This window comes from Loktanella atrilutea, assembly GCF_900128995.1.
Lineage (GTDB): Bacteria > Pseudomonadota > Alphaproteobacteria > Rhodobacterales > Rhodobacteraceae > Loktanella > Loktanella atrilutea.
Window position 1 is genome coordinate 214,943 of sequence record NZ_FQUE01000003.1, and the last position, 14,709, is coordinate 229,651.

Annotated in this window: 14 protein-coding genes; 4 read left to right on the forward strand and 10 right to left on the reverse strand. The window is 61.0% G+C overall.

Annotated elements, in window-relative coordinates:
- Positions 1-35: 35 nt before the first annotated feature.
- Positions 36-1,100, forward strand: coding sequence for a heat-inducible transcriptional repressor HrcA (gene hrcA, locus BUA54_RS08845; RefSeq protein ID WP_072856879.1), 1,065 nt, complete (start codon positions 36-38; stop codon positions 1,098-1,100).
- 12 nt (positions 1,101-1,112) lie between these two features.
- Entirely contained in the window at positions 1,113-1,667 is a 555-nt protein-coding gene (locus BUA54_RS08850) for a nucleotide exchange factor GrpE (RefSeq protein WP_072856880.1), read from the forward strand.
- A gap of 45 nt (positions 1,668-1,712) precedes the next feature.
- Here BUA54_RS08850 and BUA54_RS08855 read toward each other — a convergent pair whose 3' ends face one another.
- The 6 genes from BUA54_RS08855 to BUA54_RS08880 are packed head-to-tail and all read right to left on the reverse strand — an operon-like array spanning position 1,713 to position 7,909.
- Positions 1,713-3,320, reverse strand: a complete 1,608-nt coding sequence (locus tag BUA54_RS08855) for a GMC family oxidoreductase (protein ID WP_072856881.1) — start codon at positions 3,318-3,320, stop codon at positions 1,713-1,715.
- An 8-nt stretch (positions 3,321-3,328) separates the two neighbouring features.
- The gene (locus BUA54_RS08860; protein WP_072856882.1) at positions 3,329-4,315 is read right to left on the reverse strand and encodes a branched-chain amino acid ABC transporter permease; all 987 of its coding nucleotides are present in this window, start codon (positions 4,313-4,315) and stop codon (positions 3,329-3,331) included.
- Position 4,316: 1 nt separating this feature from the next.
- Positions 4,317-5,204, reverse strand: coding sequence for a branched-chain amino acid ABC transporter permease (locus BUA54_RS08865; protein ID WP_072856883.1), 888 nt, complete (start codon positions 5,202-5,204; stop codon positions 4,317-4,319).
- 2 nt (positions 5,205-5,206) lie between these two features.
- A complete protein-coding gene (locus BUA54_RS08870) occupies positions 5,207-5,908 on the reverse strand; it encodes an ABC transporter ATP-binding protein (protein ID WP_072856884.1) in 702 nt (233 codons plus the stop codon).
- Positions 5,909-6,688 carry an ABC transporter ATP-binding protein gene (locus BUA54_RS08875; protein ID WP_072856885.1) on the reverse strand — a complete coding sequence of 260 codons (780 nt, stop codon included), beginning with the start codon at positions 6,686-6,688 and terminating at the stop codon, positions 5,909-5,911.
- 15 nt (positions 6,689-6,703) lie between these two features.
- A complete protein-coding gene (locus tag BUA54_RS08880; RefSeq protein WP_072856886.1) occupies positions 6,704-7,909 on the reverse strand; it encodes an ABC transporter substrate-binding protein in 1,206 nt (401 codons plus the stop codon).
- A gap of 223 nt (positions 7,910-8,132) precedes the next feature.
- On the opposite strand from BUA54_RS08880, the gene BUA54_RS08885 reads away from it, so the two are divergent.
- On the forward strand, positions 8,133-9,050 hold the full coding sequence (locus BUA54_RS08885; protein WP_072856887.1) for a LysR family transcriptional regulator: 918 nt from the start codon (positions 8,133-8,135) through the stop codon (positions 9,048-9,050).
- Between the two features lie 106 nt (positions 9,051-9,156).
- Here the strand turns inward: BUA54_RS08885 and BUA54_RS08890 are convergent, their stop codons facing one another.
- Positions 9,157-10,458: an NAD(P)/FAD-dependent oxidoreductase gene (locus tag BUA54_RS08890; RefSeq protein WP_072856888.1), complete on the reverse strand. Its 1,302-nt coding sequence runs from the start codon at positions 10,456-10,458 to the stop codon at positions 9,157-9,159.
- On the reverse strand, positions 10,458-11,813 hold the full coding sequence (locus tag BUA54_RS08895; RefSeq protein WP_072856889.1) for a glutamine synthetase family protein: 1,356 nt from the start codon (positions 11,811-11,813) through the stop codon (positions 10,458-10,460). The genes BUA54_RS08890 and BUA54_RS08895 overlap by 1 nt, the downstream gene beginning before the upstream one ends.
- Positions 11,814-11,925: 112 nt before the next feature.
- Here BUA54_RS08895 and BUA54_RS08900 point away from each other — a divergent pair, with 112 nt between their 5' ends.
- Positions 11,926-12,612 (forward strand): GntR family transcriptional regulator, encoded by a 687-nt coding sequence (locus BUA54_RS08900; protein WP_072856890.1) that lies wholly within the window; start codon positions 11,926-11,928, stop codon positions 12,610-12,612.
- Here BUA54_RS08900 and BUA54_RS08905 read toward each other — a convergent pair.
- Positions 12,584-13,762, reverse strand: a complete 1,179-nt coding sequence (locus BUA54_RS08905) for a cytochrome P450 (RefSeq protein WP_072856891.1) — start codon at positions 13,760-13,762, stop codon at positions 12,584-12,586. The genes BUA54_RS08900 and BUA54_RS08905 overlap by 29 nt on opposite strands.
- A gap of 66 nt (positions 13,763-13,828) precedes the next feature.
- Positions 13,829-14,707, reverse strand: a complete 879-nt coding sequence (locus BUA54_RS08910; protein ID WP_072856892.1) for an amidohydrolase family protein — start codon at positions 14,705-14,707, stop codon at positions 13,829-13,831.
- Positions 14,708-14,709: the final 2 nt, after the last annotated feature.

Here is a 14,709-nt window from a genome sequence, read left to right on the forward strand (position 1 = left end):
CGCGCTAAGAATGCGATCCCTTGTACCGGACACCGATGCCAGACCGCACCCCCAGGATCGACGACATGAACGCGCGTGCGCGCGAGGTCTTTCGTCGCATTGTCGAAGGCTATCTCGAAACAGGAAGTCCCGTCGGCAGCCGCACCCTGACCCGGACCATGTCCGAACAGGTCAGCGCGGCCACGATCCGCAACGTAATGAACGACTTGGAGTATCTTGGCCTGCTGGGCAGCCCTCACGTCAGCGCGGGCCGCATCCCGACCCAGATCGGACTACGCATGTTCGTCGATGGCCTGTTGGAGGTCGAGGACATGTCAGGCGAGGATCGCAGTCGCATCGATCAAACACTGGGCGACGGTGATGGCGATGTTGCGTCCATGCTCGACCGCGTGGGTTCGGCCCTGTCGGGCGTGACGCAGGTTGCCAGCCTCGTTCTTACGCCGAAGCACGAAGCGCCGATCCGGCATATCGAATTCGTTTCGCTGTCTGCAAATCGCGCGCTTGTCGTCCTTGTCTTTGCAGACGGTCACGTGGAAAACCGCATATTTACGCCACCCCTCGGTCAGACCCCGTCCTCGATGCGTGAGGCAGCGAATTTCCTCAATGCGATCGCAGAGGGTCAGACGCTGTCCACTCTCGGCGCCGTCATCGCGAGAGAGATCATGGCGCGACGTCAGGAAATCGACACTCTCGCTGCCGATCTGGTGCAGTCCGGTGCCGTCCTGTGGGAAAACGAAGGCGAGCAGAACGAACGACTGATCGTGCGCGGCAGCAGCCATCTTTTATCCGATGCCGATCAGGCGGGTGACATCGATCGCATCCGTAGCCTGTTCGACGACCTCGAACGAAAACGAGATATTGCGCAGTTCCTCGAACTGGCAGAGGAGGGCGACGGCGTGCGCATCTTTATCGGGTCAGAGAACAAACTTTTCTCACTTTCGGGTTCCTCTCTGGTGGTTTCTCCTTATATGAACGCCGACCGTAAGATCATTGGCGCCGTGGGCGTCATTGGTCCGACTCGACTGAATTATGGGCGAATCGTGCCCATCGTGAATTATACCGCACAGCGGGTCGGCCAGATGATCGCCGACCGCACCTGACAGGAAGTGACCATGTCCGAAGACAAATCCGAACCGATGAGCCTTGATGAAATGGCAGCCGAAGGCGATGCCATGGACGAGAATGGCGACGAGGTTCTGGCCCGCATTGCCACCATCGAAGCCGAGCGCGACGACATGCGCGACAAGTTCATGCGTGCGCTGGCAGATGCCGAAAATACGCGTAAGCGAGCCGACCGTGACCGGAAGGAGGCCGAGAACTATGGCAGCGCCCGCATGGCCCGCGATTTGCTGCCGGTCTACGATAACCTGCGCCGCGCCCTGCAGTCTGCGGAAGAAGCTGAAAAGGCGGTGAATGCGGCCTTGCTGGAAGGCGTCGAACTGACAATGCGAGAGCTGCTGTCCGTCTTCAAAAAGCACGGCATCGATCCGATCGTGCCGGAGGTGGGCGACAAGTTCGATCCCAACGTGCATCAGGCCATGTTCGAGGCACCGGTGCCGGGCACCACGTCCGGTCACATCATCCAGGTTTCCACCGAAGGTTTCATGCTGCACGACCGCCTGCTGCGCCCGGCGCAGGTCGGCGTATCGTCGATGCCTGCCAGCTGATGCCCTCCGCGGCGTGTTCCCCGGCGGGGTGCACGTCGCACGGGTTCAAGTGCTACGGACCGAAGCGTCCTCGAGAATCATGGCGGCAGCCTTTTGTGCGATCATCATCGTCGGCGCATTGGTATTGCCGGAGGTGATCGTCGGCATGATGGAGGCATCTACGACCCGCAGCCCTTGCAAGCCACGCAGCCGCAAACGTGAATCCACGACGCTTTCGGGATCGTCGCCCATGCGGCAGGTGCCTACCGGATGAAAGATCGTCGTGCCGATCTCTCCCGCGGCGCGCTGCAGCTCCGCCTCGGTCTGGTAGGTCGGTCCTGGCCGGAACTCCTCTGGCTGGTATTTTGCGAAGGCGGGTTGGGCGGCGATCTCTCGCGTCAGGCGAATCGCCTTGGCCGCTACACGGCGATCGCCCTCGGTTGAAAGGTAGTTCGGGCGGATCGCAGGGGGCGATCCCGCGTCCGGCCCGCTTACGTGAACGGAACCACGGCTCTCGGGGCTCAGGTTGCAGACGCTGGCGGTCATCGCGGGAAATGGGTGGACCGCATCGCCAAACTTGTCGAGAGACACAGGCTGTACGTGGTATTCCAGATCAGCCGTCTCCTTTTCCGGACCGGAGCGGGTGAAAATGCCCAGTTGACTAGGGGCCATCGACATGGGACCGGAGCGTTTGAGCAGATATTCCAACGCGATACCGGCCTTGCCCAACATGGTGCTCGCCGCCTCGTTCAATGTCTTCACGCCACTGACCTTGAAGATCATGCGCAACTGCAAATGGTCCTGCAGGTTTTCGCCCACCTGACGCCGGTCGAGGATCGGCGTGATGCCTGCTTCTGACAGACGATCTGCCTGACCGATGCCGGACAATTCCAGAATTTGCGGCGACCCTATGGCCCCCGCGCTGAGGATCGTTTCACGGCGGGCACGGGCCGTCTTGCGCTGACCCTCATGATCGAAGGCAACGCCGGTGACGCGCCCTTCCGCGATCGTCAGATGTGCGACCTGCGCGCTGGTGATCACGCGCAGGTTGGGCCGCTTCATTGCCGGGCGCAGGAAGGCTTTCGTCGCGCTCCACCGCAGACCGTTGCGTTGCGTAACCTCGAAATAGCCGCCGCCCTCGTTGTCGCCGCCGTTGAAATCGTGGGTGCGCGGGATGCCGTGTTGTTGCGCGGCCTCTAGAAAGGCATCAAGCACGTCCCAACGGACGCGGGCAGGGGCCACGTCCAATTCCCCGCCGGCGCCGTGAACTTCGCTGCTGCCGCGGTGGTGATTTTCCTGCGCTCTGAACAGCGGCAGCACATCGTCCCATCCCCAGCCGGTGCAGCCCATCTGGCGCCACTGGTCATAGTCTCGTGCCTGTCCCCGCATGTAGATCATGCCGTTGATCGATGAACAGCCGCCAAGTACCTTGCCGCGGGGATACATCAGCGACCGGCCACCCAGACCCGCCTCGGCCTCGGTGTTGTACAGCCAGTCGGTGCGCGGGTTGCCGATGCAGTAAAGGTAGCCGACGGGGATGTGAACCCAATGGTAGTTGTCGTTGCCACCGGCTTCCAGCAGCAGGACCTTGTTTCCGGTGTTCTCCGTCAGACGGTTAGCCAGCACGCATCCGGCGCTGCCCGCGCCGATGATGATGTAGTCATAACTTTCCATGGTGTGCCCTACTGTTCCGGCCGGAAACCGAGCCTGCGTCCCAGACGGGATGCATAGAACTCGCCGACAAGACCACGGCGGAACAGCAGGACGCAGGCCATGAAGACGAGTCCGGTGACGATGGTGACGGGGAAGTCGGACGTCGCCAGCTCGTTCTGCAAGGTCACAACCAGGCTCGCGCCGACCACAGGACCGATCATGGTGCCGATACCTCCAAGCAGGGTCATCAGGATGACCTCTCCCGACATCTGCCAGGCCACGTCGGTCAGGGTGGCGAATTCGAAGACTATGGCTTTCAGCCCGCCAGCCAACCCGGCAAGGGCCGCCGACATCACGAAGGCGCCTAGCTTGTAACGGTCTACGGCGTATCCAAGGGACACGGTACGCTGCTCGTTCTCGCGGATCGACTTCAGGATCATGCCGAAGGGCGAATTGACGAAACGCCAGATGATGCCGATGCCGATGAGGAAGACCGCGAGGACGAAGAAATACATGTTGGTCGTGACGTTCAAATCGATCAGGCCGAACAGGTGGCCGCGAGGAACGGATTGGATGCCGTCCTCGCCATGCGTCCAAGCGGATTGCACACAGTAGAAGAAGAACATTTGGCTAAGCGCGAGGGTGATCATGGCGAAGTAGATGCCTTGCCGCCGGATCGCGATCAGCCCGATGACAAGGCCAAGCGCCGCTGCGCCCGCGACGCCGATCAGGATGCCGACCTCCGGGGTGGTGCCCCATTCCTTCATCGCATGTGCCGTGAAATAGGCGGCCCCGCCGAAGAAGGCCGCATGCCCGAAGGACAAGAAGCCGGTGTAGCCCAGTAGCAGATTGAACGCCGCGGCGAAGAGGGCGAAGCACAGAATCTTCATCACGAAGATCGGGTAGAACAGGAAGGGTGCTGCAATTAGGAAGATCAGGATCGCGATCAGCATGACGGTCCGCAGATGACGGGCACCTGTGAAGGTCGAGGATGTGGTATGTGTCGCGTCTGTCATGTCAGGCGTCCTTTCCGAACAGGCCGGCCGGTCGCAAGATCAGCACGATGGCCATGATGACAAAGATCACGATATTCGACGCCTCGGGGTAAATCACCTTGGTCAGGCCTTCGGCGATACCCAGAAGGTAGCCGGTGACGATCGCGCCCAAGATCGATCCCATGCCGCCGACCACGACCACGGCAAAGACGATGATGATGATGTTTGTGCCCATCAGCGGCGACACCTGATAGATTGGTGCTGCCAAGACACCGGCAAGCCCCGCCAGACCTGCGCCGAGGGCATAGGTCAGCGTCAGCAGCAGCGGCACGTTCACGCCAAAGCTTTGCACCAGCACCGGATCTTCGGTGGAGGCACGAAGATAGGACCCGAGCTTCGTCTTTTCGATCAGTAGCCACACGGCGAGGCAGACGACAAGCGAGGCGACGATGACCCAGCCACGATAGATCGGCAGGAACATGAAGCCGAGGTTCATGCCTCCGGCCAGCGCGCCGGGGACAGCGTAGGGCTGGCCGGAGGCGCCGAAGAAGTAGCGGAAGGTGCCTTCGATCAGCAGGGCGAGGCCGAAGGTGAAGAGCAGACCGTAAAGCGGGTCGAGCTTGTAGAGCCGCGACAGCATCGTGCGTTCGACAACGGCACCGCCTGCGGCCACGACCAGCGGGGCGAGAACCAGAGCGAACCAGTAATTGATACCCAGATGCGTCGCCATCAGCAAAGCGACGAAGGCGCCCAGCATGTAGAGCGCGCCATGGGCGAAGTTAATGACCCGCAGCAAGCCGAAAATCACCGCAAGGCCCAGCGACAGCATCGCATAGAAAGATCCGTTGATCAGGCCCAGCAGCAGCTGACCCATCCAGACCACCAGCGGGTAGCCGAAAATCGTCGTCATCGTCAGACCCCCAGTGTTTCGTTCAGCATCGTCATCTGGTTCGGCAGGTCGGCCACCGGGAATTCGGCGATCATCTTGCCGTGGTCCATGACGTAGAAGCGGTCAGCCACCTTCGAGGCAAAGCGGAAGTTCTGTTCCACCAGCACCACGGTCATGCCGCGCTTCTTCAATTCGCGCAGCACGTCGCCGATCGCCTGGATGATGACCGGGGCGAGCCCCTCGGTCGGTTCGTCCAGCAACAGGCACTTGGCCCCGGTCCGCAGGATGCGGGCCATCGCCAGCATTTGTTGCTCGCCGCCGGACAGCTTCGTGCCCGGCGAATTGCGACGTTCCTTCAGGTTCGGAAACAGGTTATAGATCTCGTCCACCGACATACCGCCATCGGCAACCTTCGGCGGCAGCATCAGGTTTTCCTGCACCGACAGGGTCGCGAAGATGCCGCGTTCCTCGGGCACGAAGCCGATGCCAGCGCGGGCTGTCCTGTGCAGGGTGACATTCATCAGGTCGGCGCCGTCGAATTCTATCTTGCCGGTGCGCTTCGACAGGATCCCCATGATCGACCGCAGCGTGGTCGTCTTGCCCATGCCGTTGCGGCCGAGGATGCAGATCGTCTCGCCCGCGTTCACATGCAGATCGACCCCGTGAAGGATATGGCTTTCGCCGTACCAGGCTTGCAGCCCGGCGACGTTCAGAAGGGGGGCCATCTAATCCTCCGTTCCCATGTAGGCGGTGCGGACCTGCGGGTTCTGCGACACGGTCTCGTAGTCGCCAGAGGCGAGGATTTCACCCCGCTGCAGGACCGTGACGTGATGGGCAATGTCGGCCACAACGGACAGGTTGTGTTCGACCATCAGCACGGCGCGGGTTTTTGCAACGTCGGCAATGATCGACGCGACAGTGGCGACATCCTCGCCGCCCATTCCCGCCATGGGTTCGTCCAGCAGCAGCACCTTGGGATCCAACGCCAGCGTCGTTGCGATTTCCAGAACGCGCTTGCGGCCATAAGACAGGTCCGTGGCACGGGTGTCGCGGTATTGGCTCAGGCCAAGGTCTGCGATGAGCTCTTCGGCGCGAGGATTCAGCTTGTCTAGGGACGACAGCGGCAACCAGAACTGCGTCGCCAGCTTGTTGGGTCGTTGCAATGCGATACGAACGTTTTCCAGCACGGTCAGATGCGGAAAGACCGCAGAGATCTGGAAGGATCGCACGAGGCCCATACGGGCGATCTTGTCGGGTTTGACTTTGGTAATATCCTGATCCAGCAGCATGATCCTGCCGCGGGTCGGTTGCAGGAACTTCGTCAGCAGATTGAAGACCGTGGTCTTGCCTGCTCCGTTCGGGCCGATCAGCGCGTGGATGCGCGCGTGCTCGACGTCAAGATCCACGCCGTTGACGGCCGTGAATCCGGCGAAATCCTTGCCGAGGCCGCGGGCGGACAATACCACCCGCGGCTGGTCCTGTGATGTCACAGGCATGGCTTGCATGGACCTTGGCCCCGATCAGCCGTTGACCAGCGGACAGCCGCTGTCTTCGGGCGAGATGTAGGCCTGGTCGCCGGGGATCGTCTGCAGGACGTTGTAGTAGTCCCACGGAATATCGCTGTCGCCGGGCTTCTTCACTTCCATCAGGTAGACGTCCTTGTAGAGGCGTCCGTTCGCGCCGACCGTGCCGCCTTGGGCAAAGACGTCGTCCACAGGCATCTCGTGCAACTTGGCGGAGACGGCTTCGGTCGCATCGGTGCCAGCGGCGTCGACCGCCTTCAGGTACTGCAGCACTGCTGAATAGGTGCCGGCCTGCACCATGTTCGGCATGACGCCCGTACGCTCCATGAAGCGGTTGCCAAATTCGGCAGAGGCTTCATCACGGTTCCAGTAGAAAGATTCCGTCAGGCTCAGGCCCTGTGCGGCCTCTAGACCCAGACCGTTGACCTCTGCCAGCGTGAACAGCAGGGCTGCCAGACGCTGGCCGCCCTGCACGATGCCGAACTCGGCCGCCTGCTTGATGGCGTTCTGTGTATCAAGGCCGGCGTTGGCGAGGCCGATGACCTTGGCGCCAGAGGCCTGTGCCTGCAACAGGAAGCTTGAAAAGTCAGGGTTGGTCAGCGGGTGACGGACCGAGCCTACGACCGTGCCGCCCTTGGATTCCACGAATTCCGTCGTCTGCTCTTCCAGCGAGTAGCCGAAGGCGTAGTCCGCGGTCAGGAAGAACCAGGTGTCGCCGCCCTGATCGACCAGCGCGCCGCCAGTGCCCACGGCAAGCGCGTGGGTGTCATAGGCCCAGTGAAAGCTGTTGGGCGCGCACTGCGCACCGGTCAGCTCCGTCGTCGCGGCGCCGGTGGTGATGGTGATCTTGTCGGCGTCCTTGGACAGCGCCTGAACGGCAAGCGCCACGGAGGAAGTCGTCAGCTCCATGATCGCGTCGACCTGTTCGGTGTCGTACCACTGGCGCGCGATGTTCGACGCGATGTCGGCCTTGTTCTGGTGGTCGGCGGTCACGACCTCGATCGGCTGGCCCAGCACGGTGCCTCCGAAATCCTCGACCGCCATCAATGCGGCTTCGTAGGACGCCTTGCCGCCAAAGTCGGCGTAGACGCCCGACTGATCGTTCAGGATGCCGATCTTGACGACGTTGTCCGATACTTCCTGCGCAAAGGCCGGCATGGCGCCGGCCGCGACCAGTGCGGTCGTCATGATGAGTCTATTCATGTCTCTCTCCCTGTTGTGCACGATACCAAGTCCGATAGATGCCCCGCGCGCGTGTGAGTGCCGCCGGGACAGATCTGGTTGTGCTTGATCTGCCAGACCCTCTCCTCAGCGGATCTGTTGACGAAAGGGTTACAGCAAAATCGTATTGACACAAGTGTTCAGAAACCAACTAATCCGTAAAGCTTTTGTACGTTTCCGAACATAAGAAGGTGTTACCGCAAACATGCCTGATTTCGCGTGGGACGATCTGCGGTTCTTCCTCTCCGTGGCTGAAACTGGGCAACTGACGACCGCAGCCCGCCGGTTGCGCACCAGCCATGTCACTGTATCGCGTCGCATCGACCGGTTGGAACGTGCATTGGGCCTGCGCCTTTTCGAGCGCAACCCCAAGGGATATGAATTGACGTCGCATGGCCGTAGCCTGATCGTTTCGGCACAGGGGATGGCAGCGCAGGCTGACCAGTTGCACGCCGATCTCGCAGGCGAGGAACCACTACAACAAGGTCTGATGCGGATCGCGACGCCCGAAGGCTTCGGCAGCTACTTCAGCCAGTGCATGCTGCCCGCCTTCGTTGCGCAGTTTCCTGGCATTGCTCTTGAATTGATTGCACTGCCGCAGATCATCTCTCTGTCCCGGCGCGAGACGGAGATGTCGATCACGCTCGACCCCGTCAAAGCAAGCACGTTCATCAGCGAAAAGCTGACTGATTACACGCTTGGCGTTTTCGGTGCCCCGTCCTACCTGGCGCAGGCCGCGCCGATACGGACCCGGGCCGACCTGCTGGATCATCCCTTTGGGGGCTATATCGAGGACATGATCTATGCGCCGGGCCTCGACTACCTTGGTGATGTCCACCCTAGGCTGCGGCCGAGCTTCAAAAGTTCCAGTATCTTTAATCAGCAGGCCGCTGCGCAAGAGGGATTGGTGCTATGCGTTCTGCCGCATTTCATCGGCAGCCGCGATCCGCGATTACAGCCCGTTCTGGGCGACGTCGTACGACTGCGGCGCAGCTACTGGCTCAACTGTCACCGCGACGTACATGCAGCACCGCGCGAACAGGCGGTGCGCCGCTTTCTGTTTGCCCAAATTGCCCATCATGCTCCAGTGCTCCACCGCCCGACTTTGCCCTTAACTGAGTGACTCCGAGTCGGTAACTATGATGACCGTCGACGACTGGATGGCGCTGTCATCAAACAGGATGCGGATCGCACCAAGATGTTGAGGCTCACCGGTTGGTAGGGCTTGATCAGAGGCCCAACTTGTCCCGGATCCCGTAATACCAGGATCCCATGACCGAATAGGGCACGCGCAAGGCGCGTCCACCGGGGAATGGATACCATTTCAGGCCCGCAAAGACATCGAACCGGCTAAGATCGCCGTCGATCGCCTCCGACAAGATGCGTCCGAAAAGGTGCGACCCGGTGACGCCATGACCGGAATAGCCGTGCGCGTAGTAGGTATTGTCGCCAAGGCGGCCCATTTGCGGCACCCGACTGAAGGACAGCGCGAAGTTGCCCGACCAGGCGTAGTCGATTCTCGCGCTACGCAGCTGCGGAAAGACCTTGTCCATGTTCTTCTTCAGCTTGGACTTTATGTCCTTGGGATCACTGCCGCCGTAGACCGTGCCGCCGCCGAACAGCATCCGCTTGTCCGCGCTCAGCCGGTAGTAGTCGAGGATGTAGCGGATATCCTCGATGCAGTCGTCGCCGGGCATCAGCTCCTCCGCCACGGCTGGATCCAGCGGTTCTGTCGCCATGACCTGCGTGCTGACCGGCATAACGCGCGAAGACAGGTCCGGCACGGCGTTGCCAAGATAGGCATTTCCGCACAGCACCAGTGTCTTGCAAGTGACCTGACCATCAGCGATCTTTACCACAGGCTGCTTGGCGTGGGTGTCAGCCGACAGGATCGGCGACATTTCGTAGATTTTGCCGCCCAAGGATTCGAACGCGGCGGCCTCGCCCAGCGCAAGGTTCAGGGGGTGCATATGGCCACCCGTCCGATCCATCAGGCCCCCGGCATAAAGATCGCTCTTCACGTGGTCGCGCAGCTTGTTACGGTCCAGCATGACCTGATTGTCGATACCGAAACTGCGCCATAGCGCCTGCCTTGCCTCGAGCTCTTTCATGTGGGCATCGGTGAGTCCGACGAAGACGTTGTTGGGCTTCAGGTCGCACTGAATGCCATATTTAGCCACGCGTTGGCGAATGATCTCTCCGCCTTCCTGCACGACCCCGGCGACGAACGTCGCAGTATCGCGCCCATACCGCCGCTCGATCGTCTGCAAGGAGGCATTTAGCCCGTTCACGATCTGCCCGCCATTGCGACCAGAGGCACCCCAGCCGACACGAGCGCCCTCGACTATGATGACGGAGTAGCCCTTTTCAGCCAGATGCAGTGCAGTGGACAGGCCGGAATAGCCCGCGCCGACGACGCAGATATCGGCCTCGATATTTCCCTTCAGCGCGGGCCGGTCGGGCGATGGATTGGCCGAGGCGGCATAGTAGCTGCCCGTGTGCGCGCCGCTGCCAGCATAGGGATGGGTCATCACACCGTCTCCAGGTAGGTATCGTATTCGAATTCGGTCACATGCCGGTTGAACCGGTGCTGTTCCTGCCGCTTGCAGTCGACCAGCATCCGCTGCAGGCGCGGCGCATAGATCGACTGGATATGCGCGCCGTTCTTGAAGGCCTGGATCGCCGTCGCCCAGTCCAGCGGCAGGTGTGCCAGTTCCTTCTCCTGCGCATAGGCGTCGCCGACCAGCGCCTTCGTCGGCTCCCACGCGCCCTCGATCCCCAGCAGCGCACCCCCAAGGATGGAAGCGAGCACGAGATACGGGTTCGCATCCGCCCCCGCTACGCGATGTTCGATCCGGCGCGCCTTGTGGTGGCCGCCGGGGATGCGCACGGCCACCGTGCGGTTCTCATACCCCCATGCGACCGACGACGGCGCATGTGTGCCCGGTAGCAGCCGTCGGAAGGAATTCTCGTGCGGTGCGAAGACCAATGCATTTTCCTGCATCGTGTGCAGCAAACCCGCAACCGCGTGCATCATGATCGGCGTCCCCTCCTCGCCACCGTTGTCAAAGACGTTGTTGCCCGCCTCGTCCTCCAACGAAAAGTGAACGTGAAAGCCGCTGCCCGCCCGATCGCCGTAGGGCTTGGCCATGAAGGTTGCGGCGAAGCCATGTTTGCGGGCGATGCCCCGCACCAGCCGTTTGAACAGCACCGCGTCGTCGGCGGCGCGCAGCGCGTCGCCGATGTGGCGCATGTTGATCTCGAACTGGCCGGCGCCGTTTTCGGAAATTGCCGAATCAGCCGGTATTCCCTGCGCATGACAGGCTTCGTAGACGTCGTTCAGAAATTCGTCGAAATGCTCCAGTTCGTCTAATGAGAGCGCACCGTCGCTGTCCAGCCGCTTGCCAGTGACCGGTGACAGGGGCGGCAGCGGAATCGTCTCGGTCGGATCGACCAGATAGAATTCGAGTTCCGTCGCGACCACGGGTGTCAGCCCCTTTTCAGCATAGCGCCGAACGACGGCATCCAGTGCATGACGCGGATCGCCCATGAAGGGGCGACCGTCCTCGTTGTAGAGAGTGAGGGGTATCAGCGCGGTGGGGCGCGACGTCCAGTTGATCGGCAGGATGCCTCGTCCGGTGTATTGGCACACGCCGTCGGCGTCGCCTGTCTCGAACACCAACGCAGAAACTTCGATATCCTCGCCCCAGATGTCGAGACCCGCGAGCGACAGCGGCATCCGCACAGATCCGTTCAAAATCTTCTCGGCCTGCCCGACATCGACCCGTTTGCCCCGCAATGTGCCGTTGAGGTCGCAGATGCAGGCAAAGATGTTTTCGATGTCGGTCTGGTCGTTCAGCCACTGAAGGTCGGCGGGCTTGTCCATTTTCAGTAACTCTCGATCAGTTTGATAATCTCATCAGCAATATGATCATATTATTCTTGAGTCAATTCGCACGGTTGCTAAACTGCCGTAACCAGATGGAAAATCGTGTGTCATGACCGAAATCCCCGACATTGCTCTGCCCCCGGGCATTTCAGATCACGAAGGCGTCTATCAGCGCCTGCGCGCAGCGATCATGATCGGAGCCTTTGCACCGGACAGTACCTTGACCCTGCGTGGACTTGCAGAGGTCCTTGGGTGCAGTCAGACCCCCGTGCGCGAGGCAATCAGACGCCTGTCATCGGAACACGCGATCGAGATGCTGGAAAACCGACGCATGCGCATCCCAGCCATGACGCCACAGCGGTTCGAAGAGATCCTGTCGTTGCGCATCACGGTCGAGGTCTATGCCGCCCGCCGCGCCCTACCTTACGTGTCCGAGGTAGCCATCGCCGACATGGCGGACCTCGACCGCGCCTGCGATGCGGCCATCGCGGCAGGTGACCAGACCGGGCTGACGGTGAACAACCAGGCCTTCCACCGCCGCCTTTATACCGTGAACCCGCACCAGACCGCCATGCCCGTGATCGAGAGCATCTGGCTGCAACTCGGGCCATTCCAGCGTCAGGTCGTGGATCAGGGTCTGAAATACTACGTGCAGGATCGACATCGGCAGATCCTCGATGCGCTGCATCGTCGTGACGGTGCAGCGCTGGGCGATGCCATCCTCGCCGACATCACTGACGGCATTGCGATTTCGGGTCGCCGTTTCCTTACCCGTTCAGCCGCACGGGTAAATTGATCGGCCCACGGAAACCGAAACCGCGCCATTGCACTACGGACGGATTGGGCAGGGTCATGCGAGGAAAGCGTTCGAAGAGCATCGGCAGCATCACTGCCCCCACCGTCCGGCGAGAGATATGTGCCCCCGCACAGTGATGGGGCCCGAAACCGAAGGATTGATGAAGGGTCGTACTTCTGAACACGTCAAACCTTTCAGGTCGGTCATATATGTCCTCGTCCCAGTTCGCGCTGGCCTGAATCGTCATAACCGTCTCTCCCTTCGGGATCGTATGACCGCCCAGTTCCGTGTCATGCATGACGAGGCGCGATGATGCCTGGATGGGGGCCACCCAGCGGATGCCTTCCTCGAATGCGGCACCCCAGTCACCGCTTTCCTTCAAGGCCTCAAGTTGGTCCGGATTCGTCAGCAGGCCGTAGACGATCGTGGAAAGCGCATCCCGAGGCTCGTTGATCCCGCCACCGATGGCGATCTTGATGTTGGCAACGATCTGCGACCATTCTATCGGGTCGTCGGCATTTACCATGACTGACAGGGCAGAGACGTCCGGATCGGCGCGCCGCCGCTCCGCTTCGCGCCCGAAAAGGGCATTCATTTCCTGATTGACGATCTTTGTCGCGGCAAAGGGCGCATCGCGCCACCCAAAATTACCCGCGCCGTCGATTAGTGTCTGGGACCAGCGCGCCATTTCCTCGTCCGTCGCCTCGGGGATGCCGAGGATATGGGCAAGGATGCGGCTGGCCACCGGCTCCGACAGGTCACGGTGCAGGTCGACGATGCCGTCCTTGGGCAGCCGGTCGATATACTCCGCAGCGATTTGCCGATAAAGCGGCTGCCAGACCTGCATGATCGGCTTCGGGCCGAAGGCCGGCATCATCGCGTCCCGTTCGCGTTTGTGTTCCGCCCCGTCCTTGCGCATAAGAGTATGTGCTTCGAAGGCAGGCCTCATCGGCGTATTGGGATCGTCGCTGGAAAATGTCTCGGGATCGTCCTTGACCGCACGACACTCCGCCGCCTTCGTCAGAAAGATGCGTTTGACCGATGCCACACGCACCACGGGGGTCTCTGCACGCATCTTTGTATAGACCGGGTAGGGATCGACATCGAGCCTGTCGATCGTCGTCACATCGTCCACCGGTGGCAAACTCATGGCATGTCCCCTCCCAAGGCCCTGTCGCCGCAATCTAGATCCTCAAGTGCCGTTCTGCACCATGCGTCACATCTTCAGCAACTTGCGCGCATTTTCCTTCAGGATCAGCGGGCGCACCTCTTCGCGGATCGGCAGGTCTTCGAAATCCCTCAACCAGCGGTCGGGCGTGATGGCGGGCCAGTCAGATCCGAACAGAACCTTGTGTTTCAGCATTGTGTTGCAATACTTGACGAGGATGTCGGGAAAATACTTCGGTGACCAGCCTGACAGATCGATGTAGACATTGGGTTTATGTGTCGCGACGGCCAGCGCCTCTTCCTGCCAGGGAAAGCTGGGATGTGCAGCGATGATCGGCATGTCCGGGAAATCCGCCGCCACATCGTCAAGGTGCATCGGGTTGGAATACTTCAGCCGCATCCCCATGCCGCCGCGCATACCGGCCCCGACACCGGTCTGCCCGGTGTGGAAAAGAGTGATGACGCCCTCTTCCGCGCAGGCTTCGAGGACAGAGTAGCAGGCTTCGCGGTCGTTGGGGAAAAACCCCTGCATGGTCGGGTGGAACTTGAAGCCCTTCACGCCGAAGTCGCGGACCAACCTGCGCACCTCTCGCGCACCCGCGCGGCCCTTGTGCGGATCGACAGAGGCGAAGGGAATCAGAATATCGTCGTTCTCGGCGCACAGCTGCGCGACCTCTTCGTTGGAATAGCGGCGAAAGCCCGTTTCCCGCTCTGCGTCCACCGGAAAGATCACCGCGCCAACCTTCCGTTCGCGAAAATATTCGGCTGTCTGCTGCACGCTTGGCAGCATTCCGTCCTTACCGGCAGGGTTCTTGAAATACTTCGCCATCCCCGCCTGAAACTGGTCGTAGCCGTCGTCGCGGGGGGTGCAACAGGGTTCCTCTGCATGCGTGTGGATGTCGATGGCGATCAGATCGTCGATATTCATGG

Coding starts and splice junctions, on each gene's coding strand:
- BUA54_RS08870 (WP_072856884.1), bottom strand. CDS start 5,908: ATGGCCCCCCTTCTGAACGTCGCCGGGCTGCAAGCCTGGTACGGCGAA.
- BUA54_RS08850 (WP_072856880.1), top strand. CDS start 1,113: ATGTCCGAAGACAAATCCGAACCGATGAGCCTTGATGAAATGGCAGCC.
- BUA54_RS08880 (WP_072856886.1), bottom strand. CDS start 7,909: ATGAATAGACTCATCATGACGACCGCACTGGTCGCGGCCGGCGCCATG.
- BUA54_RS08875 (WP_072856885.1), bottom strand. CDS start 6,688: ATGCAAGCCATGCCTGTGACATCACAGGACCAGCCGCGGGTGGTATTG.
- BUA54_RS08860 (WP_072856882.1), bottom strand. CDS start 4,315: ATGACAGACGCGACACATACCACATCCTCGACCTTCACAGGTGCCCGT.
- BUA54_RS08900 (WP_072856890.1), top strand. CDS start 11,926: ATGACCGAAATCCCCGACATTGCTCTGCCCCCGGGCATTTCAGATCAC.
- hrcA (WP_072856879.1), top strand. CDS start 36: ATGCCAGACCGCACCCCCAGGATCGACGACATGAACGCGCGTGCGCGC.
- BUA54_RS08885 (WP_072856887.1), top strand. CDS start 8,133: ATGCCTGATTTCGCGTGGGACGATCTGCGGTTCTTCCTCTCCGTGGCT.
- BUA54_RS08890 (WP_072856888.1), bottom strand. CDS start 10,458: ATGACCCATCCCTATGCTGGCAGCGGCGCGCACACGGGCAGCTACTAT.
- BUA54_RS08865 (WP_072856883.1), bottom strand. CDS start 5,204: ATGACGACGATTTTCGGCTACCCGCTGGTGGTCTGGATGGGTCAGCTG.
- BUA54_RS08895 (WP_072856889.1), bottom strand. CDS start 11,813: ATGGACAAGCCCGCCGACCTTCAGTGGCTGAACGACCAGACCGACATC.
- BUA54_RS08910 (WP_072856892.1), bottom strand. CDS start 14,707: ATGAATATCGACGATCTGATCGCCATCGACATCCACACGCATGCAGAG.
- BUA54_RS08855 (WP_072856881.1), bottom strand. CDS start 3,320: ATGGAAAGTTATGACTACATCATCATCGGCGCGGGCAGCGCCGGATGC.
- BUA54_RS08905 (WP_072856891.1), bottom strand. CDS start 13,762: ATGAGTTTGCCACCGGTGGACGATGTGACGACGATCGACAGGCTCGAT.